17 protein-coding genes are annotated in these 20,018 nt (G+C 72.2%); 8 read left to right on the forward strand and 9 right to left on the reverse strand.

Annotated elements, in window-relative coordinates; genetic code table 11:
* Nucleotides 1-50 precede the first annotated feature (50 nt).
* Complete coding sequence (locus ACWD0F_RS12065; RefSeq protein WP_449874499.1) at nt 51-425, forward strand: YchJ family protein; 375 nt, start codon at nt 51-53, stop codon at nt 423-425.
* Nucleotides 426-470: 45 nt separating this feature from the next.
* Here ACWD0F_RS12065 and ACWD0F_RS12070 read toward each other — a convergent pair whose 3' ends face one another.
* The 5 genes from ACWD0F_RS12070 to ACWD0F_RS12090 form a co-directional block, all read right to left on the reverse strand.
* Nucleotides 471-1,301 carry an SAM-dependent methyltransferase gene (locus tag ACWD0F_RS12070; RefSeq protein ID WP_449874501.1) on the reverse strand — a complete coding sequence of 277 codons (831 nt, stop codon included), beginning with the start codon at nt 1,299-1,301 and terminating at the stop codon, nt 471-473.
* A 98-nt stretch (nt 1,302-1,399) separates the two neighbouring features.
* Nucleotides 1,400-2,395: a LacI family DNA-binding transcriptional regulator gene (locus ACWD0F_RS12075; protein WP_449874503.1), complete on the reverse strand. Its 996-nt coding sequence runs from the start codon at nt 2,393-2,395 to the stop codon at nt 1,400-1,402.
* A complete protein-coding gene (locus ACWD0F_RS12080) occupies nt 2,392-3,270 on the reverse strand; it encodes a carbohydrate ABC transporter permease (protein WP_449874505.1) in 879 nt (292 codons plus the stop codon). Before ACWD0F_RS12080 ends, ACWD0F_RS12075 begins: the two co-directional genes overlap by 4 nt.
* Entirely contained in the window at nt 3,270-4,154 is an 885-nt protein-coding gene (locus ACWD0F_RS12085; RefSeq protein ID WP_449874507.1) for a carbohydrate ABC transporter permease, read from the reverse strand. Before ACWD0F_RS12085 ends, ACWD0F_RS12080 begins: the two co-directional genes overlap by 1 nt.
* Entirely contained in the window at nt 4,151-5,476 is a 1,326-nt protein-coding gene (locus ACWD0F_RS12090) for an ABC transporter substrate-binding protein (protein WP_449874509.1), read from the reverse strand. The genes ACWD0F_RS12085 and ACWD0F_RS12090 overlap by 4 nt, the downstream gene beginning before the upstream one ends.
* Nucleotides 5,477-5,656: 180 nt before the next feature.
* Here ACWD0F_RS12090 and ACWD0F_RS12095 point away from each other — a divergent pair, with 180 nt between their 5' ends.
* The 7 genes from ACWD0F_RS12095 (at nt 5,657) to ACWD0F_RS12125 (ending at nt 13,206) form a co-directional block, all read left to right on the forward strand.
* On the forward strand, nt 5,657-7,642 hold the full coding sequence (locus ACWD0F_RS12095) for a beta-galactosidase (protein ID WP_449874511.1): 1,986 nt from the start codon (nt 5,657-5,659) through the stop codon (nt 7,640-7,642).
* A 12-nt stretch (nt 7,643-7,654) separates the two neighbouring features.
* Nucleotides 7,655-8,755 carry a glycoside hydrolase family 53 protein gene (locus ACWD0F_RS12100; protein WP_449874513.1) on the forward strand — a complete coding sequence of 367 codons (1,101 nt, stop codon included), beginning with the start codon at nt 7,655-7,657 and terminating at the stop codon, nt 8,753-8,755.
* Nucleotides 8,756-8,792: 37 nt separating this feature from the next.
* Nucleotides 8,793-9,254 (forward strand): RrF2 family transcriptional regulator, encoded by a 462-nt coding sequence (locus ACWD0F_RS12105; RefSeq protein WP_449874515.1) that lies wholly within the window; start codon nt 8,793-8,795, stop codon nt 9,252-9,254.
* A 40-nt stretch (nt 9,255-9,294) separates the two neighbouring features.
* Nucleotides 9,295-10,458 (forward strand): globin domain-containing protein, encoded by a 1,164-nt coding sequence (locus tag ACWD0F_RS12110; RefSeq protein WP_449874517.1) that lies wholly within the window; start codon nt 9,295-9,297, stop codon nt 10,456-10,458.
* Nucleotides 10,459-10,599: 141 nt separating this feature from the next.
* A complete protein-coding gene (locus tag ACWD0F_RS12115; RefSeq protein ID WP_449874519.1) occupies nt 10,600-11,241 on the forward strand; it encodes a nitroreductase family protein in 642 nt (213 codons plus the stop codon).
* A gap of 21 nt (nt 11,242-11,262) precedes the next feature.
* Nucleotides 11,263-12,318 (forward strand): uroporphyrinogen decarboxylase family protein, encoded by a 1,056-nt coding sequence (locus tag ACWD0F_RS12120; RefSeq protein ID WP_449874520.1) that lies wholly within the window; start codon nt 11,263-11,265, stop codon nt 12,316-12,318.
* Nucleotides 12,319-12,375: 57 nt separating this feature from the next.
* The gene (locus tag ACWD0F_RS12125; RefSeq protein ID WP_449874521.1) at nt 12,376-13,206 is read left to right on the forward strand and encodes an SAM-dependent methyltransferase; all 831 of its coding nucleotides are present in this window, start codon (nt 12,376-12,378) and stop codon (nt 13,204-13,206) included.
* Here ACWD0F_RS12125 and ACWD0F_RS12130 read toward each other — a convergent pair.
* The 4 genes from ACWD0F_RS12130 to ACWD0F_RS12145 are packed head-to-tail and all read right to left on the reverse strand — an operon-like array spanning nt 13,203 to nt 19,891.
* A complete protein-coding gene (locus ACWD0F_RS12130; protein WP_449874523.1) occupies nt 13,203-14,594 on the reverse strand; it encodes a GH1 family beta-glucosidase in 1,392 nt (463 codons plus the stop codon). The genes ACWD0F_RS12125 and ACWD0F_RS12130 overlap by 4 nt on opposite strands.
* Before the next feature lie 10 nt (nt 14,595-14,604).
* A complete protein-coding gene (gene yicI, locus ACWD0F_RS12135; protein ID WP_449874525.1) occupies nt 14,605-16,872 on the reverse strand; it encodes an alpha-xylosidase in 2,268 nt (755 codons plus the stop codon).
* The gene (locus ACWD0F_RS12140) at nt 16,869-18,869 is read right to left on the reverse strand and encodes a beta-galactosidase (RefSeq protein WP_449874527.1); all 2,001 of its coding nucleotides are present in this window, start codon (nt 18,867-18,869) and stop codon (nt 16,869-16,871) included. Before ACWD0F_RS12140 ends, yicI begins: the two co-directional genes overlap by 4 nt.
* Nucleotides 18,866-19,891, reverse strand: a complete 1,026-nt coding sequence (locus tag ACWD0F_RS12145) for a LacI family DNA-binding transcriptional regulator (RefSeq protein WP_449874529.1) — start codon at nt 19,889-19,891, stop codon at nt 18,866-18,868. Before ACWD0F_RS12145 ends, ACWD0F_RS12140 begins: the two co-directional genes overlap by 4 nt.
* Nucleotides 19,892-20,018: the final 127 nt, after the last annotated feature.

Below are 20,018 nucleotides of genomic sequence, written 5' to 3' on the forward strand. Positions count from 1 at the left end.
GCGTCCGGTCCTGGAGCGGCTCATCGCCTGGGTCAGGGCAGAATGGGCGCATGCCTCGTTCCTGTCTCTGCGGCCTGCCCGCCCCCTACCAGGACTGCTGCGGCAGGTTGCACCGCGGTGAGGGCGTGGCCGCCACCGCCGAGCGGCTGATGCGCTCCAGATTCAGCGCCTTCGGGGTCGCGGACGCCGCCTACCTGTTGCGCACCTGGCATCCGGACGACCGTCCGGCCCGGCTCGACCTCGACAAGAAGGTGCGGTGGCTGCGGCTGGAGGTGCTGGAGTGCACCGGCGGCAGCGTCGTGCACACCGAGGGCACCGTGCGCTTCCGCGCCCACTACGTCGATCGCGGCCGGCCGGGCGAGATGGAGGAGCTCAGCCGGTTCGTCCGGTTCGAGGGGCGCTGGGTGTACGCGGGCGCGAGGTGACCGGCGGCCTCAGGGGCTTGCGGGCGACCGCTCCGACCGGCGGCCTCAGGGCTTGCGGGCGACCGCTCCGACGAACGTGTGATAGGTGATGCCGGGCTCCGCCTGATCGCCGGAGTCAGGACGCCATTCCGGCAGCGGCACCAGGCCCGGCCGCACGAGCTCCAGGCCGTCGAAGTAGGTCAGGATCTCCTCGCGGGTGCGCCAGCGGCCCGTGCCCAGCGTCTCGTTGAAGATCTTCTCGGCCTCGAACGCCTGCTCGGACACCTCCGGGAGGGCCGGGCCCGGGTTGTGGAAGTGGGAGAGCGCGAGGTAGCTGCCCGCAGGCAGGTGCCGGATCAGGCGCGCGGCGGTCCCGGCCGGGTCCTCGGCGTCCGTCAGGTGGTGCAGGATCGCGAACATCAGCAACCCGACCGGCTCGCCGAAGTCGATGAGCCGCCGCACGTCCGGATGGGCCAGGATGGCCTCGGGCTCCCTCAGGTCGGCCGCCACGATCGCGGTGTCGTCGTCGACCGCCAGCAGGGCGCGGCCGTGGACGAGCACGATCGGGTCGTGGTCGACGTAGACGACCCGGGTGCCGGTGGCCGTGGACTGGGCGATCTCGTGCACGTTGCCCTGCGTCGGCAGCCCGGACCCGATGTCCAGGAACTGCCGGATGCCGGCCTCCGCCGCCAGGAACCGCACCACGCGGCCGAGGAACTCCCGGTTGGCCCTGGCCGCCTCGGGCGCGTCCGGCGCTATCTCCAGCGCCCTCGCGGCCACCTGGCGGTCGACCTCGTAGTTGTCCTTGCCGCCGAGCATGACGTCGTAGACACGGGAGACGCTGGGTCTGGTGGTGTCCACCCCTTGCGGCGCGCGCTCCTGCTCGCTGTCGGCCACGGTCGGCTCCTTAGCCTGCGTCGGAGAGACGGTTCGCAAGATCGTACGCTCGTCAAGCCCAGCATTTCCGAGTTTTTCGGCATTTGCCCGGCATGCTGTCAGGCCGACTCCCGGATCACCAGCTCGGTCGGCAGTATCACCGGCTCCACGTGCCCGGCCCCGTCGATCAGCGCCAGCAACAACCGGACGGTCTCCTGCGCCATCCTGGCCAGCGGCTGCCGGATCGTCGTCAGCGGCGGATGCGTCGAGATCGCCACCGAGGAGTCGTCGAACCCGCCCACGGCCACGTCGTCAGGCACCCGCCGCCCCGCGGCCCGCAGCGCGGCCAGCGCCCCCGCCGCCATCAGGTCGGAGGCCACGAAGACCGCGTCGACGTCGGGCGCGCGCGCCAGCAGCTCGGTCATCGCGCGCTCGCCGCTGGCCTGGGTCCAGTCGCCGTGGGCGATCAGCTTCTGGGTGGCCTTGCGCCCGAGCACGTCGGCGAAGCCTTCGAGCCGCTGGATGCCGCCCGGCGTGTCCATCGGCCCGGTGATCATGCCGATCCGCCGGCGGCCGAGGCCGACGAAGTATTCGGTCATCTGGCGGGCGCCGAGGCGCTCGTCGGCGGCGGCGTACGGGATGACGGTCTCGCGCCCGATGACCGCGCCGCAGGAGACCGCGGGCGGGCCGGTGCGCAGCGCGTCGAGCAGCGGGTCGCCCGCGTGCGTGGAGACCAGCAGCACGCCGTCGGCGTGGCCGCCGCGCACGTAGCGGACCACCCGCTCGCGGTCGCCCTCGTCGCCGGCCATCATCATCACCAGCGACAGGTCCCGCTCGGCCAGCATCCTGATGGCGACCCGGATGAGCGTGCTGTAGTTGGGGTCCTCGAACAACTTCTCGTGCGGCTCCGACAACACCATCGCGACCGACCCGGTGCGCTGCGTGACCAGGCTGCGGGCGGCCCGGTTGACGACGTAGCCGGTCTCGGAGATGGCCTGCTCGATGGCCACGCGCGCCGCCGGGCTCACATATTTGTCCCCGTTGAGCAGGCGGGACACCGTGCCGCGGGAGACGCCCGCGGCGGCGGCGACATCGTGGATCGTAGGGCGCTTCATTTCACGGCTCCGGAGGACAGGTCGGTCCTCCAGTATCGCTGCATCGTGAGAAAGAGCGCGATCAGCGGCACGAGCGACAGGAACGCGCCCGTCAGGATCAGGTTGTAGAGCGACGGCTGGTTCGCGCCGGCGGCCAGCAGCGTGTAGAGGCCGACCGTCAGCGGGAACTTGCCGTCGTCGCCGAGCATGATGAACGGCAGCAGGAAGTTGTTCCAGATCGCCACGAACTGGAACAGGAAGATCGTCACCATGCCCGGCACCATCAGCGGCATCGCCACCCGCGACATCAGGCGCCACTCGCCGGCCCCGTCGATGCGGCCCGCCTCCAGCAGCGAGTCGGGGACGGCCGCGGTGGCGTAGATGCGGGCCAGGTAGATGCTGTAGGGGTGCAGGATCTGCGGCAGCAGCACGGCCCAGTAGCTGTCGGCCAGGCCGATCTTGGAGAACAGCAGATACTGCGGGACCGCCAGCACCACGGCCGGCACCAGGATGCCGCCGATGAGCAGGTTGAAGATCAGGTTCCGGCCGGGGAAGCGGTATTTCGCCAGCGTGTATCCCGAGACGGCCGAGACGACGGTGGACAGCAGCGCGCCGCCGCCCGCGTACAGCAGCGTGTTGACCACCCACGACCAGTACACGCCGTCCCGGTAGGCGAACAGCTCGGTCACGTTGTCGAGGAAGCCGGTGCCGAAGGAGAGCGTCGAGGTGGTGAACAGCTCGCCGGGCGACTTGGTGGCCGCGATCATCACCCAGCACACCGGGAACAGGCAGTAGATCGCGCCCAGCAGGAGCAGCCCGGTCGGCGCGAGGCCGAGCGGGACGCGCGCGGACGCGCGCGCCCGGCGGTGCGTGGTGGTGGCGGTGACCCCGGCCATCAGCCCTCCCCGAAGGCGCGGTCGCGGACGACGCGCAGGAACCCGAACGACAGGACGAGCGAGATCGCCGCGATGACGATCGAGGTGGCGGCGGCCGAGTACAGGTCGCCGGTGACGAACGCGTCGCGGTAGACCTTCATGAGCGGGCTCCACGTGGAGCTGATCGTGTTCGTCAGCGGGCGCAGCGCGGTGGGCTCGGTGAAGACCTGGACGGTCGCGATGATCGAGAACACGGTGGTGAGGATGATCGCCGGGGTCAGGATCGGGATCTTGACGCGGACGGCGATCTGCAGCTCGGAGGCGCCGTCGAGCCGCGCGGCCTCGTACAGGTCGCGCGGGATCGCCCGGAGCGTGGTGTAGAGCACGAGCATGTTGAAGCCGGTCCCGCCCCACACCGCCACGTTCGCCATGGAGTAGGTGATGGTGGTCGCGCCCAGGAAGTCGATGTCCAGGATCTGCCGCATGGGGCTGAGCGAGGGCACGTAGAGGAAGCCCCACAGCAGCGTGGCCGCCACCCCGGGCACCGCGTACGGCAGGAAGATCGCGATCCGGGAGAAGCGGGCCAGCCGCACCCGCGCCGTGTCCAGCAGCAGCGCGAACAGCAGCGCGAGCCCGAGCATGACGACCAGCACCAGCGTGCCGTAGCCGAGCACCCGCAACCAACCGCTCCAGAACTCGGCGTCCGTCAGCGCGGCCGAGAAGTTGTCGAACCCGACGTAGACCTCCCGGCGCGCGCCCCTGCCCAGCCCGAGCCCGGAGACCCTGGTACGGCGCATCGCCAGATAGGCGGTGTAGCCGATGGGCACGGCGAGGAAGAGCGTGAACAGCACGATCGCGGGGGTCAGGAACAGGTACGGCCACGCCCCCCTCTCCGAGCGCTTCATGACGCGATCGTGAAGCCGGACTTACGCATGTCGGCGACGGTGGCGTCCTGCATGCCCTGCACGGCCTCGGAGAACGGCGACTTGTTCTGCAGCGCCTTGTCGAAGCCGTCCTTGAAGGAGTTGTAGGTCACGCCGACGTTCGGCCCGAAGGTGAAGCCGCGCGCCCCGGCGGACACGGCCGCGGCCTGCTGCCAGAAGTCGGGCTGGGTGGAGAAGTAGTCGGGCGCCTGGGTCAGCGCCGCCTGCGCCTGGGTCGAGGCCGGGTAGATCGCGGCCTCCTTGACCAGCAGGTCCAGAGCCGCGGGGTCGGTGTTCAGCCAGGTGGCGAACTGCGCGGCAGCGGCCTTGTTCGGCGACTTGGCGGCCACGGCGACCGACGAGCCGCCCCAGAAGCCGCTGAAGCTCTCGCCCGCGTTCCACTGGGGGAGCGGAGCCACGGCCCACTTGCCCTTGGCCTTGGGCGCGTTGCTCGACAACACGCCCGGCGCCCAGATCGCCGACGGCCAGGTCAGCAGTTTGCCGTCGTTGAGCGCCTTGTTCCACTCGGGGGTGAAGAACGGCATGTCGTCGATCGCGCCCTCCTTGACCAGGGCGCCCCAGTAGTCGGCGACCTTCTTGGTGGGCTCGTCGGCGATGTCGACCTTCCACGACTCGCCGCTGATCGACCACCACTGCGCCCCCGCCTGCTGGGCCAAGCCTGTGAACGCTCCCGGGTCCTTGCTGGAGAACGTGCCGAGATAGGCCTTCGGGTCCTTGGCGCGGACCGTGCGGGCGGCCTCGCCGTACTCCTGCCAGGTCTTCGGGACCGCGAGGCCGTACTTGTCGAACAGGTCCTTGCGGTAGAAGAGCATCATCGGGCCGCTGTCCTGCGGGATCGCGTAGACGGCGTCGGTGCCGAGGGTGACCAGGCCCCACAGGCCCTCGCTGAACTGGCCCTTGATCGCGGCGGTCTCCGCCTTGACGTCGGCCACCGCGTCGGCGGCGATGAACGACGGCAGGTGCTGATACTCCGCCTGCACCAGGTCCGGCGGGTTGCCGGCCTTGGCCGCCGTGAGGAACTTGGCGGCCGCGTCGTCGCCGCCGGCCTGCTTGCTGACCGTCACCTGGATGTCCGGATGACTCTGGTTCCAGCCCGCGATGACCTTGTCCATGTTGGGGGCCCAGGTCCAGTACGTGAGCTTGACGGGTCCCTGGGCGGCGGCCGTCCGGCTCTGCGCCGCCTTGGGGCCGGCGCCGGGTTCGGCGGGTTCGCTGGAGCCGCAGCTCGCGAGGGTGGCCGTGAGCACGACGGCCAGGGCTGCTCCAAGGGGGTGGGCGCGCATGCGTACCTCCAGAAGGTTCTGTGAACGTGCACAGAGTGGAACAGCCGCGAAATAGCCGTCAAGGGGTCGTTACGTTCTCGTTAACCTCCTGCTGCAGCAAGCAATTTGCCGGTAGCGGTTCCCCTGGTGCCGAGGTGAGGATTACTGTGCACGTTCACAGAAGAATCTCTAGGGGGATGGATGTATCCGGAGCGTCCTGCCGGTATCGCCTTTGGCGGGGACTACAACCCAGAGCAGTGGCCACGCGAGGTCCTGGAGGAGGACGTGGCCCTGATGCGCGAGGCCGGCGTCAACCTCGTCAGCCTGGGCATGTTCTCCTGGGCGCCGATGGAGCCCGCGCGCGGGCGCTACGAGTTCGGCTGGCTGGATGAGATCCTCGACCGGCTGCACGCGGGCGGCGTCTCGGTGGCCCTGGCCACGCCGACGGCCGCCCCGCCCGCCTGGTTCGTCGCCCGGCACCCCGACTCGCTCCCGGTGACCAGGGAGGGGACGCGGATCGGGTTCGGCGGCCGGCAGAGCGCCTGCTCCAGCGCCCCGGCCTTCCGCGAGGCCACCGCGAGCCTGGTGCGGGCGATGGCCGAGCACTACCGGGGCCATCCCGCCGTGGCGATGTGGCACGTGCACAACGAGTACGGGGCGCCGCTCGGCGAGTGCTACTGCGAGCACAGCGTGGCCGCCTGGCGCGACTGGCTCCGGCACACCTACCGCGACCTCCCGGCGCTGAACGAGAGCTGGGGCGCCACCTTCTGGGGCCAGTCCTACACCGACTGGTCCGAGATCGACGCCCCCCGCTTCAACCACACGGTCGTCAACCCGGCCCAGCGGCTCGACTACGCCCGCTTCAGCGACGGCGAGCACCGCGCGCACTACACGCTGCAGCGCGACATCCTGCGCGAGATCACCCCTGGCCTGCCCGTGACCACGAACTTCGCCGGCACCGTCAACTGCAAGTCCGCCGACCTGTGGCAGTGGGCCCGCGAGCTCGACGTGATCGCCAACGACCACTACCTGCGGGCCGAGCAGCCCGACAACCACATCGACCTGGCCATGTCGGCCGACCTGGCGCGCTCGGTGGCGGGCGGCGCGCCGTGGATGCTGATGGAGCACTCCGCGGGGGCGGTCAACTGGCAGGCGCGCAACATCGCCAAGCGGCCGGGCGAGATGCGCCGCAACAGCCTCGCGCACGTCGCCCGCGGCTCGGACAGCGTGCTGTTCTTCCAGTTCAGAGCCTCGCGGTTCGGGGCGGAGAAGTTCCACTCGGGGCTGGTGCCGCACGCGGGGACCGACTCCGAGCAGTGGCGCGAGGTGGTGCGGCTCGGCGCCGACCTGCGTGAGCTGGCCGGGGTGCGGGGCGGCCGGGTGCGGGCCGAGGTGGCGCTCGTGTGGGACTGGGAGGCGTACTGGGCGCTGGAGCTGGACTGGCGGCCGTCGGTCGATCTGACCTTCCGTGAGCGGATCGACGCCTTCTACGAGGCGTTGTGGCGGGAGCACGTCACGGTGGACTTCGTCCACCCTTCCGCTGATATTTCGGGGTATCGGGTGGTGGTGGCGCCGAGCTCGTACCTGCTGGCCGAGGCCGCCGCCAAGAACCTGCACCGGTACGTCGAAGCGGGCGGCAACCTGCTGGTGTCCTACTTCTCCGGCATCGTGGACGAGCACGACACCATCCACCCGGGCGCCCACCCCGGCGCGCTGCGCGAGCTGCTCGGCCTGTCGATCGAGGAGTTCCACCCCCTGCGCGAGCACGAGAGCGTGACCCTGACCTCGGGAGAGGCCGCGCGGATCTGGTCGGAGCGGGTCCGGGCGGCCGGCGCGGTCGCCGTACGGGACTTCGCGGACGGACCCGACGCGGGCCACCCCGCCTTCACCCGGCACGACCTGGGCGCCGGCACGGCCTGGTATCTGGCCACGGCTCCCGTGACCGGCCTGCGCGACCTGCTCGGCCAGGTGCTCGACCACGCGGGCGTGCCGCGCCCGCGTGGCCTGCCCGACACCCTCGAACTGGTGCGCAGGGGCGGCCACGTCTTCCTGATCAACCACGGCGACGCGCCCGTGACGGTCGAGGGGGTGACCGGCACGAGCCTGTTCGACGGCGTCCGCCATGACGGCTCGGTCACCGTCGCGGCCGGCGCGGTCACGGTCATAGCGGAATCCCCCCAACCCTAGGGAGACCCCTCGATGAAACGCATCCTGACCGCGCTGTTGTTACTCGCGGCCCTCCTCGGCGCGCAGCAACCGGCGCAGGCCCACGCCCGGCTCCCGATCAGGGGCGCCGACGTCTCCAGCCTCGCCAAGTCCGAGGCCCTCGGCGGCGTCTACCGCGACGCCCGGGGGCGCAGGGGCGACGCGCTGCGCATCCTGGCGCAGGCGGGCCTGAACTACATGAGGCTCAAGGTCTGGGTGAACCCGGCCGACGGCTACAACACCAAGAAGCAGGTCCTCGCGCTCGCCAAGCGGATCAAGGCGCAGGGCATGAGGCTGCTGGTGGACTTCCACTACTCCGACACCTGGGCCGACCCGGGCAAGCAGTTCAAGCCCGCCGCGTGGCAGGCGCTCCCGCTCGACCAGCTCAGGCAGGCCGTGTACGACCACACCTTCGACGTCCTCGACGCGCTGCGCCGCCAGGGCACCACGGCCGACATGGTGCAGGTCGGCAACGAGATCAACGGCGGCCTGCTCTGGCCGGACGGCGCCAACTCCACCTGGGCGAACACGGCGGCGCTGCTGAACGCCGGGTACGACGCGGTCAAGAGGGTGTCGGCCTCGACCAAGGTGGTCCTGCACCTGGCCAACGGGGGCGACAACGGGTTGTACCGGTGGTGGTTCGACAACGCCGGCGCGAACGGCATCCGGTACGACGTGATCGGGTTGTCGTACTACGGGTACTGGCACGGCACGCTGGCGGCCTTCCAGGCCAACATCAACGACGTCGCCACCCGGTACGGCAAGCCGGTGGTCGTGGTGGAGACCGCGTACCCGTTCACCACGGCCGACGACGACGACTGGGAGAACATCATCGTCTCCGCCGAGCCGTACCCGGGTTACCCGGCGACGCCGCAGGGGCAGTCGGCGATGCTCGCCAAGGTCGCCGACATCGTCCGCCAGGTGCCGGGCGGTCTCGGCCTCGGGCTGTTCACCTGGGAGGCCACCTGGACCGGCGTCCAGGGCAACGGCTGGGACCCGGCCGACCCGTCGACCGGGAACGGCTGGGAGAACCAGGCCCTGTTCGACTACGCCGACCGGGCCCTGCCGGCCATGTCGGTGCTCGGCCGTCTCTGAAGCACACCTGGTGGAGGCGGTCGCCTACGGTGGACGTATGCGCCTGACCGCCTTCACCGACATCTCCCTGCGCATCGTGATGCGCCTGGCCGTGGGGCGGCCGGACGACCTGCTGACCACCCGGGCCATCGCGGGCCTGCTCGCCGTCCCCTACACCCACGCCGCCAAGGCGGTCGCCAGGCTCAGCGAGCTGGGCGTGGTGGAGGCCAGGCGCGGCCGGGGCGGCGGGCTGCAGCTCACCGGGGCCGGGCGGGCCGCGACGGTCGGCGGCCTGGTGCGCAGCCTGGAGGGCGCGGGCGACGTGGTGGGCTGCGAGGACGACCCGCCCTGCCCGCTGCGGGCGGCCTGCCGGCTGCGGTCCGCGCTGCGCCAGGCGCAGGAGGCCTTCTACGCCTCGCTCGACCTGGTGACCGTCGAGTCCCTGGTCGCCGCCCCGACGGGAGCGGTGCTGCTGTCCCTGACGGCCCCCGGGGAGAGGGCCGCCGCACCCGCCTCATAATATGAATCCCAGATACCAATTTATCTCTGGGGGTTCTCTCATGCTGTCCGAGGAGAGCGTGGCGGTCGTCCGCGCGACGCTGCCCGTCGTCGGGGCGGAGCTCGACACCATCACGGCGCGGTTCTACGACACCATGTTCGCCGAGCGTCCCGAGCTGCTCGACGGGCTGTTCAACCGGGGCAACCAGCGCAACGGCGAGCAGCGCAGGGCCCTGGCCGGGGCGGTTGCGGCCTTTGCCGGCCTGCTGCTCGACCACCCGGAGGAGCGCCCCGACGCGCTGCTGTCGCGGATCGCGCACAAGCACGCGGCGGTCGGCGTCACCGTCGACCAGTACGTCACCGTGCACAAGTACCTGTTCGGCGCGATCGCGGAGGTGCTCGGCGACGCGGTCACCCCGCAGGTCGCGGCCGCCTGGGACGAGGTCTACTGGCTGATGGCCGGCGCGCTGATCGCCATGGAGGCGAAGATCTACGCCGAGGCCGGCGTGCGCGAGGGCGAGACCTGGCGGACCTGGCAGGTGATCGAGCGGCGCGAGGAGACCCCGGACGTGGTGTCACTCGTCCTGCGGCCGGTCGGGGACGAGCCGGTCCCGCCCGCCCGGCCCGGTCAGTACGTCAGCGTGCGGGTGCGGATGCCCGACGGCGTGCGCCAGTCGCGGCAGTACACGCTGTCCTGGCACGGCGCGGACGGGCTGCGCCGGATCACCGTCAAGCGCGACGGCGAGGTGTCCGCGCTGCTGCACGCCACCGCCAGGGAGGGTGCCGAGCTGACGCTGTCCGCGCCGTTCGGCGACGTGTCCCTCCAGGAGGACGACGCCCCGGTCGTGCTCGTCTCGGCGGGCATCGGCTGCACCCCGGTGACCGCGATGTTGCAGCACCTGGTGAACACCGGCGACACCCGCCGGGTCCTGCTGCTGCACGCCGACCGCTCCGAGGCCGACCACGCCCTGCGCGCGGACATGGAGCGGCTCGCCGCCGCCCTGCCCGACGGGGAGCGCGTCTTCTGGTACGAGGCGGGCGGCGGCGGCCGCGCGGGCCGGATGGACCTGGCCGGGGTCGAGATCCCGCCGGGCGCGGTGGTCTACATGTGCGGCCCGGTGGCGTTCATGCGGGCGGCGCGCGGCCGGCTGATCGCGGCCGGGGTGGCGCCGCGCGACATCCACTACGAGGTGTTCGGCCCCGACCTGTGGCTGGGCGCGGCCTGAAGCCCGGCCGAGACAGGTTCGCGGCCTGCAGGCCCGGCCGAGACGGGTTCACGGCCTGAAGGCCCGGTCGCGGCGGGTTCGCGGCCCGGAACCGGCCGGGCGGACCCTGCGGATCATCCGCCGGCGTTGCATGATGGCCGCATGACGATCGAACCAGATGAGCTGCTCACCACCACCCGCAGCGTCCGCAAGCGCCTCGACCTCACCCGTCCCGTGCCGATGGAGCTGGTCAGGGAGTGCCTGGAGGTCGCGCTCCAGGCCCCCAGCGGCGGCAACCGGCAGGGCTGGCACTGGATCGTGGTGACCGACCCGGAGACGCGCAAGGCGATCGGCGACTACTATCGCCGCTCCTTCGAGGTCTACCACGCCTCAGGCGGCTCGGCCGGCGCGCTGTTCAAGGACGACCCGGTCAGGTCGGCCGAGCAGCAGCGGGTCTCCGACAGCGCGGTCTACCTGGGCGAGCACATGGGCGATGCGCCGGTGCTGGTCATCGGGTGCCTCTCCGTGGGCGGGGACGGGCTGCCGGAGGGCAGCCAGGCCGGGTTGTGGGGGTCGCTGCTGCCCGCCGCGTGGAGCTACATGCTGGCCGCCCGGGCCCGGGGACTCGGCACGGCCTGGACGACCCTGCACCTGGCGTACGAGAGTGAGATCGCCGACCTGCTCGGCATCCCGGACGACGTGCGTCAGGGCGTGCTCCTCCCGACCGCCTACTACACGGGGGACACCTTCAAGCCCGCCTCGCGTCAGCCGCTCGACGAGGTGCTGCATCTCGACCGCTGGTAAGACCGTGTGAAGGAGGGCCCCGTGATCTCCCCGCCGCCGCTGCTGCCGACCTCGCTGGTCGGCAGCTACGCCCAGCCCGACTGGCTGATCGACCGCGCCAAGCTGGCCGGCCGGTTCCCGCCCCGCGTCCGCGCGAAGGAGTTGTGGCGCGTCCCGCCGCCGCTGCTCGCGCAGGCGCAGGACGACGCCACCGAGCTGGCGATCAGAGCCCAGGAACGCGCCGGGCTCGACATCGTCACCGACGGGGAGATCCGCCGGGAGAGTTACTCCAACCACTTCGCCACCGCCCTGGAGGGCGTCGACCTCGACCACCCCGGCACGGCGCTGGACCGCAGCGGCCACCCCAACCCGGTGCCGCGCATCGTCGGCCCGATCCGCCGGCCGCGCCCGGTCGAGGTCGGCGACCTGCGGTTCCTGCGTGCGCACACCGATCATCGGGTCAAGATGACCGTCCCCGGGCCGTTCACGATGAGCCAGCAGGCGCAGAACGACCACTATCCCGACGCCGAGGCGGCCGCCATGGACTACGCGGCCGCGGTCAACGCCGAGATCCGCGACCTGTTCGCGGCCGGGGCCGACATCGTGCAGATCGACGAGCCGTACCTGCAGGCCCGGCCGGACGCGGCGCGCGCCTACGGGCTCGCCGCGCTGAACGCCGCCCTGGACGGGGTGAGCGGCACGACGGCGGTGCACGTCTGCTTCGGGTACGCCGCGATCATCCACGAGCGGCCCGAGGCGTACTCGTTCCTGCCCGAGCTGGCCGGCTGCCCGGTCGGGCAGGTGTCGATCGAGACCGCGCAGTCGGGGCTGGACCTCGGGGTGTTGTCCGACCTCAAGGACAAGACGATCATCCTCGGGGTGATCGACCTGTCCACGCCGGAGGTCGAGCCGGTGGAGGTGGTGGCGGACCGGGTGCGCCGGGCGTTCGACCGGGTCCCGCCCGAGCGGATCGTCATCGCGACCGACTGCGGGATGAAGTATCTGCCGCGCGCCTCCGCCGAGGGCAAGATGCGCGCCATGGCAGGCGCGGCCCGCCTGCTCCGCGCCGAACTAGGTGTGTCGAATGCCGGTGTTTGACGGGGTTTCGGAATTAGGATCATGAGCCTGACCCCCCGGAAAACCTAGGAGCCGACAGTGCCCGAGAGCGAGCAGGAAAGCGCGCCGCACGGCATCGACACCACCAAGCCCAGTGTCTCCCGCGTCTACGACTACATGCTGGGCGGCAAGGACAACTACGAGGTCGACCGCCAGGTGGCCGCGCTGGCGCTGCGGGTCGCGCCCGACGCGCCCGAGGCGGCCCTGGCCAACAGGGAGTTCCTGCGCCGCACCGTCCGCCACCTGGCCGCCGAGGCCGGCATCCGCCAGTTCCTGGACATCGGCTCCGGCCTGCCCACCCAGGGCAACGTGCACGAGATCGCCCGGTCCGCCGCCCCGGGCACCCGGGTCGTCTACGTCGACCACGACCCGATCGTGCTCGTGCACGGCCGCGCCCTGCTGGCCGTGGACGACACCACCGCCATCGTCAACGCCGACGCCCGCGAGCCGGAGAAGATCTTCGACGACCCGAAGACGCGGGCCCTGATCGACTTCGCCGAGCCGGTCGGCCTGCTGCTGTTCGGGCTCCTGCACCATCTGGGCGACGAGGAGGACCCGGGCGCGGTCCTGGCCCGGCTCGTGGCGCCGCTGGCCCCCGGCAGCCACGTGGTCATCTCCCACTTCCACAACCCGGGGGAGGCGCTGCCGGAGGTGTCGCAGCAGGCGTTCGCGGCCGAGAAGATCTTCAACGAGAACCTCGGTACCGGCCGGTGGCGCACCCGTGCGGAGATCCTGGCCTACTTCGACGGGCTCGACCTGCTGGAGCCCGGCCTGGTGCCGCTGCCGGAGTGGCGCCCCGACGAGGGAGACCACGCCACTCCTGGCATCACCTACCACACCTTCGTCGGAGGCGTGGCCCGCAAACCCTAGGAGGGCAGCTTGCCGGAGGCGACCACGTCGCGGTACCAGTGGGCGCTGTCCTTCCAGGTGCGCTCCAGCGTGTCGTGGTCCACCCGGACGATGCCGAACCGCTTGGCGTACCCGTGCGCCCACTCGAAGTTGTCCATCAGCGACCACACGAAGTAGCCGCGCACGTCGGCGCCGGCCGCGATCGCCTCGGCCACCGCGCTGAGGTGCCGGTGCAGGTAGTCGACGCGGCGCTCGTCCCTGACGCGCCCGTCGGCCGCCACGACGTCGGCGAACGCCGCGCCGTTCTCGGTGATCATCGTCGGCGTGCCCGGATAGTCGCGGTGCAGCCGCAGGAGCAGCTCGGTCAGGCCCGTCTCGTCGATGTTCCAGCCCATCTCCGTGTACGGCCCCGGCTGCTGGACGAACTCGACGTCCTCGCAGGCGATCCACGGCGAGGCGGCCCCGTCCTGATGCCCGTCGGAGGTCTCCCGCGCGGTGCCGCCGTCCCAGTGGCGCACCAGCGTGGGGTTGTAGTAGTTGACCCCGAGCACGTCCAGCGGCTGGCAGGCGGTCGCCTCGTCGCCGTCGCGCACGAAGGCCCAGTCGGTCACCGAGGCGGTGTCGGCGATGAGGTCGCCCGGATAGGCGCCCTCCAGCATCGGGCCGAGGAAGGCCCGGTTGGCCAGGCCGTCCGCCTTGCGCACCGCGCCGGCGTCCCGCTCGGACACGCCGCGCACGTGGTGCAGGTTGAGCGTGACCGACATCTGCGCGTCCCGGGCCGCGGTGGCGCGCAGGGCCTGGACGGCCAGGCCGTGGCCCAGGTTGAGGTGGTGCACGGCGGCCAGCGCGGCGGCGGGCTCGGTCCTGGCCGGGGCGTGCACGCCGGAGGCGTAGCCGAGGTAGGCCGAGCACCACGGCTCGTTCAGGGTGATCCAGGTGCGGACGCGGTCGCCGAGCGCGTCGCCCATCAGCCGCGCGTACTCGGCGAAGCGCAGCGCGGTGTCGCGCTCCGGCCAGCCGCCCGCGTCCTCCAGCTCCTGCGGCAGGTCCCAGTGGTAGAGCGTGGCCACCGGGGCGATGTCCCTGGCGAGCAGGCCGTCGACCAAGCGGTCATAGAAGTCCACGCCAGGCCGGTTGAGCGGCCCGCGACCGCCCGGCTGCACGCGCGGCCAGGAGATCGAGAACCGGTACGCGCCGACGCCCAGCTCGGCCAGGATGTCCAGGTCCTCCTCCAGCCGGTGGTAGTGGTCGCAGGCCACGTCACCGGTGTCGCCGTTGGTGACCAATCCGGGGGTGTGGGAGAAGGTGTCCCAGATGGACGGGCCGCGCCCGTCCTCGGCCCAGGCGCCCTCGACCTGGTAGGCGGCGGTGGCGGTGCCCCACAGGAAGTTCTCGGGGAAAGCGGTCATGCGGCTGCTCCTAGAGGGTGATCTCGATGTGCTCGGTGCCGGCCCCGGCGGTGCCGCGGGCGTCCGCGTACCGCAGGGTCCAGGGTGCGGGCGCGCCCTGGCTGCGACGGGCCGTCACGCGTTCACCCGAGCGGGACACCTCGAACACGGCGCCGACGCCGCCGTCCGGGGTGGGCACGGTGATGGTGCGGGCGGCTCCGTCGGGGAGCTCGTAGACGGTCAGGGTGACGCCGTCGGCGTAGGCGTAGTCGGGCCGGTCGGCGCGGGCGCCCGTGGCCAGCACCGCGCCCGGCCGCACCAGCAGCGGCAGGCTGTCGAACCCGTGCCGCTCGGTACGCCAGCCCGGGCCCTGGACGGTCTCGCCGCCGAGCAGCCGGGTCCAGGCGCCCTCAGGCACGTAGTAGGAGACGTCACCCTCGGTGGAGAGCACCGGGGCCACCAGCAGGTCCGGGCCCAGCATGTACTGCGCGTCCAGGTGGTCGCAGGCCCGGTCCCCGGGGAACTCCAGCTGCATCGCCCGCATCACCGGCAGCCCGTCCGTCGCCGCCTGGACCGCGGCGCCGTACAGGTAGGGCATCAGCCGCGCCTTCAGCCGGGTGAAGGCGCGCAGCACGTCCACCGACTCCTCGTCGAACAACCACGGCACCCGGTAGGACCCGCTCCCGTGCAACCGGCTGTGCGACGACAACAACCCGAACGCCACCCACCGCTTGAACACCGCCGGATCGGGCCGCCCCTCGAAGCCGCCGATGTCGTGGCTCCAGAAGCCGAACCCGGCCAGCCCCAGGGACAACCCGCCGCGCAGCGACTCGGCCATCGCCTCGTAGGTGGACTCGCAGTCGCCGCCCCAGTGCACCGGCAGCCGCTGCCCGCCGACCGTGGCCGAGCGCGCGAACACCACGGTGTCGGCCGCCCCGCGCCGCTCGGCCAGCACGTCGGCGACGGTCTGGTTGTAGATCAGCGCGTAGTAGTTGTGCATGCGCCCGGGGTCGGAGCCGTCGGCGTACACGACGTCCGTGGGGATGCGCTCGCCGAAGTCGGTCTTGAACGTGTCCACCCCCATGTCGAGCAGCCCGCGCAGCTTGCCCGCATACCACGCGCGGGCGGCCGGGGAGGTGAAGTCCACCAGCGCCCTGCCCGCCTGCCAGTGATCATCCTGCCAGACGGTCCCGTCCGGCCGGCGCAGCAGGTGCCCGGCCGCGGTCCCCTCGCCGAAGAGCTCCGACGCCTGCCCGATGTACGGGTTGAGCCACACGCACACGCGCAGCCCCCGCTCCTTGAGCCGGCGCAACATGCCCTCGGGATCCGGGAAGACCTCCGGGTCCCACTCGAAGTCGCACCACCGGAACCGCCGCATCCAGAAACAGTCGAAGTGGAACACGCTCAGCGGCAGCTCCCGCTCGGCCATCCCGTCCACGAACGACGTCACCGTGGCCTCGTCGTAGCCGGTGGTGAACGACGTGGACAGCCACAACCCGAACGACCACGCGGGCGGCAGCGCCGGGCGGCCGGTCAGCGCGGTGTAGCGGCGCAGGATGTCGGCCGGCGCCGGCCCGTGGATGATCAGGTACTCCAGGTCGTGGCTCTCCACGCTGAACTGCACCCGCGACACCGTCTCCGAGCCCACCTCGAACGACACCCGCCCGGGATGGTTGACGAACACCCCGTAACCCCGGTTGGTCAGGTAGAAGGGGATGTTCTTGTAGGCGATCTCGCTGCTGGTGCCGCCGTCCTCGTTCCAGATGTCGACGGACTGCCCGTTGCGCACGAACGCGCCGAACCGCTCGCCGAGCCCGTACACGAGCTCCCCGGCGCCCAGGCGCAGGTTCTCCATCAGGAAGTGCCGCCCGCCGGCGTCGGTCATGACGCCCAGGCTCTTGCCGGCGCTGCGGGTCAGCTCGCGCCCGCCCGCGCTGAACGTCATCTCCCAGGGTGCGTCCCTGCGCACCCGCACCGTGAGGGCGCCGCTGGTCAGGCTCGCCGCCTCGCCGTCCACGGCGATCGTCACCTCGGGCGCCTCGTCGCGCACCTCGAAGGCGGGCGAGCCGGGCACGGACCCGGCGAAGTGCACCACGCGGACCCGGATCACCTCCGGCATCGGGGCGGACAGGTCCACCCGCAACACGGGGCCGTCGATGGTGTCGCCGCGCCGGGTGATCTCCCGGGTCGGGGCCAGCACCCGCAGCGAGCCGGCGTCCGCCGTCACGTCGTGGGCCGCGGTGGCGTAGTCGCCGCGCACCCCGGGACGCATCCGCCAGTGGCCGTCCTTGAACTTCATGCCGGAACGCAGGGGCGTAGGGCGGCGACCGCGCGGGGCGTCAGCGTGACCTCGCCGGTCACGCCGGCTCCGGTCAGCAGGTCGTGCGCCGGATGGGGAAGGGGCACGTGCGCTGTCCCGGGGCCGTGGTTGAGCAGGAACAGGACGTCGCCGCGGCGGACGGCCTCGACGCCGGCCGGCAGGTCCGGCAGGACGCCGCGCACGCCGGCGTCGGCCAGCAGGCGCCCGGTCAGCTCGGCGAGCGCGTCCTGGCCGGGCATCGTCGCGACGTACCAGGCGACGCCCTCCCCGACGCGGTGCCGCAGCACGGCCGGCCGGCCCGCCAGGTCGCCCTCGGTGAACTCCGCCACCGCCTCGGCGCCCTCGGCGGCGACCAGCTCGGTCCAGGTGTGCGCGTCGAACGCGGCGCCGCCGGCCCACCGGCAGCGCACCGGCCCGTCGGGGGCGGGCAGCCACTCCTCGCCGGAGGCGCCGAGCACCTCGCGCAGCGGCGCGGGGAAGCGCCCGGCCCGCACGTGCGCCCGCGGGTCCACGACCCCGGAGAACGGCCCGACCGCCAGCACCCCGCCGGCCCGCGCGTACGCCGTCAGCGCGGCGGCGTCCCGGTCGCCGATGAGGAACAGGTTCGGCACCACGACCAGCGCGTACGCCCCCAGCCCGGCCGACGGCGGCACGACGTCCACCGCCACGCCGCGCTCCCACAGCGGCAGGTAGTAGCGCAGGAGCTGCTCGTCGGCGTTCAGCCGGTCGCTGGGCCGCCCGCGCTCCTCCAGCGCCCACCAGCTCTCCCAGCCGAACACCATCGCCACCCGCGCCGGCACCGGCTCGCCCGCCACGCACGCCAGCCGGCGCAACTCCTGCCCGTGCGCGCGGACCTCGGCGTGCAGCCGGGTGCCGGCGCCGGCGTGCGGCACCATCGCGGCGTGGAAGCGCTCGGCGCCGAACGCCGAGGCCCGCCACTGGAAGTAGCAGAGCCCGTCGGCGCCGCGCGCCAGCGCCTGCAGCGACTCCAGCCGGAACTGGCCGGACGGCTTGGGCAGGTTGTGCGGGCGCCAGTTGACGCCACCCGTGGCCTGCTCCATCAGCAGCCACGGCCGGCCCGCGCCGAGGCCGCGCATCAGGTCGTGGGTGAGCGCCGTCCTGGCGGGGGAGAGCGGGTCGCCGGGCTCGGGATAGCAGTCGTTGGAGACGATGTCCTCCTCGCGCGCCCACTTCCAGGCGTCCACCGGTTTGAACAGGCCCATGAAGTTCGTGGTGACGGGCACGCCGGGGGTGCGCTCGCGCAGGATGTCGCGCTCGGCCTTGAAGTGGTCGAGCAGCGCGTCGGAGCAGAAACGCCGCCAGTCGAGCCGCTGCGCCGGGTTGATCATGTAGGGGGCGTGGCGCGGGGGGACGATCTCGGCCCAGTCGCCGTAGTGCTGGCTCCAGAACGTGGTGCCCCAGGCCGCGTTGAGCGTGTCCAGGTCTCCGTGGCGCTCGCGCAGCCAGGCGCGGAACGCGGCCGCGGACTCGTCGCAGTGGCAGATCTGGCCGTACTCGTTGCCCACGTGCCACAGGGCCAGCGCCGGATGCCCGGCGTAGCGGTCGGCCAGGTCGGTCACGATGGCCAGGGCCCGCTCGCGGTAGCGCGGCGAGGACGGGCAGAACTGGTTGCGGGAGCCGTACCACAGGCGGCGGCCCTGCTCGTCGACCGGCAGCGTCTGCGGCCAGCGGTGGCCCAGCCACGGTGGCGGCGAGGCCGTGGGGGTGGCCAGGTCCACCGCGATGCCGGCCTCGCCCATGAGGTCGAGCACCCGGTCCAGCCAGGCGAAGTCCCGCGCGCCCGGCTCGGGCTCGATCCGCGCCCAGCTGAACACGCCGACGGTGACCAGGTTGACCCCGGCGGCCCGCATCAGCTCGGCGTCCTCGGCCCACACGTGCTCCGGCCACTGCTCGGGGTTGTAGTCCCCGCCGAACAGCAGGCCGCGCCCGTCGGTGAGCGTGCGCATGCCCGTCATGAATCCCCTCCCTCGCGCGGTCCTGCGGAGCTGTCCCCGATCACCAGGCGGCAGGGCAGGAGCCGCTGCTGCGGCGGCGGGTCGCCGCGCAGCCGGTCGATGAGCATGCGCGCGCCGAGCCGGCCCAGCTCCGCGCTCGGCGGCTCCATCGTCGTCAGCCTCGGGTGGAACATCTCGGCGACCCGGGCCGAGGTCAGGACGAGCATCAGCGTCAGGTCGTCCGGGATCCGCAGGCCGCGCGCCGCCACGCCCGCCAGCACCCCGACGGCCGCGTGGTCGTCCATCACGGCCACCGCGCTGACGCCAGGATGCTCGCTCATGAGCCGCTCGAACGCCGCGCGGCCCTCCTCGGCCGAGCCGGCGCGCAGGCCGCCCGCGTAACCGAGGCCCGCCGCGCGGGCGGCCCGCTCGAACTCGGCGCCGGCCCGGATCGCGGGCCCGTACTGGGCGGCGTAGGCGTCGGTCGAGTGGTTGAAGAAGGCCAGCTCGCGATGGCCGAGCCCGGCCAGGTGCGCCACCGCGTCCCTGGCCGTCGCCGCGAAGTCGATGTCGGCGTAGTCGATCGAGCCCGGCTCGCGGGTGCGCCCGATCATCGCGAACGGCACCCCCGCCTGTGCCAGGAAGTCCGTGCGCGGGTCGTCGAGCGGCACCTCCATCAGCAGCACGCCGTCCACCAGCCCCAGCCCGGTCAGGTGCCGGAGCTCCGCGATCGGGTCGGCGGTCTCGGGGGAGAGCAGCAGGTGGTAGCCCAGCTCGCCGGCCGCCTCGGCGGCGCCGGTCGCGAACTGCATCTCGGTCAGCCCGAATCCGCTGCGCGGCGCCGGGTACAGCAGCGCCAGGATCCGGGTGCGCTTGCTCTGCAGACCTCTGGCCAGCAGGTTCGGGCGGTAGCCGAGCTCGGCGGCGGCCTGCTCGATGCGCCTCTTGGTGGCCGCCGCGACCGGGCGGGTGCCGTTGAGCGCGGCGGAGACGGTGCTGACCGCGACCTGCGCACGCTCGGCCACGTCACGTAACGAGGACATGCACTCCGCCTCTGGACACGGTCGGCCGCCGGGAGGCCGATGCGGTTGTCGAAACGTTTCGCATCAACCTAAAGTCCGTTTTGTGGTGATGTCAACGGCGTAAATCGGACATTCTTCCATCCCGGCG

The sequence above is a fragment of the Nonomuraea sp. NPDC002799 genome, assembly GCF_053592075.1.

Excerpts from the sequence above, each read along its gene's own strand:
- ACWD0F_RS12065 (WP_449874499.1), top strand. The coding sequence starts at position 51 with ATGCCTCGTTCCTGTCTCTGCGGCCTGCCCGCCCCCTACCAGGACTGC.
- ACWD0F_RS12075 (WP_449874503.1), bottom strand. The coding sequence starts at position 2,395 with ATGAAGCGCCCTACGATCCACGATGTCGCCGCCGCCGCGGGCGTCTCC.
- ACWD0F_RS12080 (WP_449874505.1), bottom strand. The coding sequence starts at position 3,270 with ATGGCCGGGGTCACCGCCACCACCACGCACCGCCGGGCGCGCGCGTCC.
- ACWD0F_RS12085 (WP_449874507.1), bottom strand. The coding sequence starts at position 4,154 with ATGAAGCGCTCGGAGAGGGGGGCGTGGCCGTACCTGTTCCTGACCCCC.
- ACWD0F_RS12090 (WP_449874509.1), bottom strand. The coding sequence starts at position 5,476 with ATGCGCGCCCACCCCCTTGGAGCAGCCCTGGCCGTCGTGCTCACGGCC.
- ACWD0F_RS12095 (WP_449874511.1), top strand. The coding sequence starts at position 5,657 with ATGTATCCGGAGCGTCCTGCCGGTATCGCCTTTGGCGGGGACTACAAC.
- ACWD0F_RS12100 (WP_449874513.1), top strand. The coding sequence starts at position 7,655 with ATGAAACGCATCCTGACCGCGCTGTTGTTACTCGCGGCCCTCCTCGGC.
- ACWD0F_RS12105 (WP_449874515.1), top strand. The coding sequence starts at position 8,793 with ATGCGCCTGACCGCCTTCACCGACATCTCCCTGCGCATCGTGATGCGC.
- ACWD0F_RS12110 (WP_449874517.1), top strand. The coding sequence starts at position 9,295 with ATGCTGTCCGAGGAGAGCGTGGCGGTCGTCCGCGCGACGCTGCCCGTC.
- ACWD0F_RS12115 (WP_449874519.1), top strand. The coding sequence starts at position 10,600 with ATGACGATCGAACCAGATGAGCTGCTCACCACCACCCGCAGCGTCCGC.
- ACWD0F_RS12130 (WP_449874523.1), bottom strand. The coding sequence starts at position 14,594 with ATGACCGCTTTCCCCGAGAACTTCCTGTGGGGCACCGCCACCGCCGCC.
- yicI (WP_449874525.1), bottom strand. The coding sequence starts at position 16,872 with ATGAAGTTCAAGGACGGCCACTGGCGGATGCGTCCCGGGGTGCGCGGC.
- ACWD0F_RS12140 (WP_449874527.1), bottom strand. The coding sequence starts at position 18,869 with ATGACGGGCATGCGCACGCTCACCGACGGGCGCGGCCTGCTGTTCGGC.
- ACWD0F_RS12145 (WP_449874529.1), bottom strand. The coding sequence starts at position 19,891 with ATGTCCTCGTTACGTGACGTGGCCGAGCGTGCGCAGGTCGCGGTCAGC.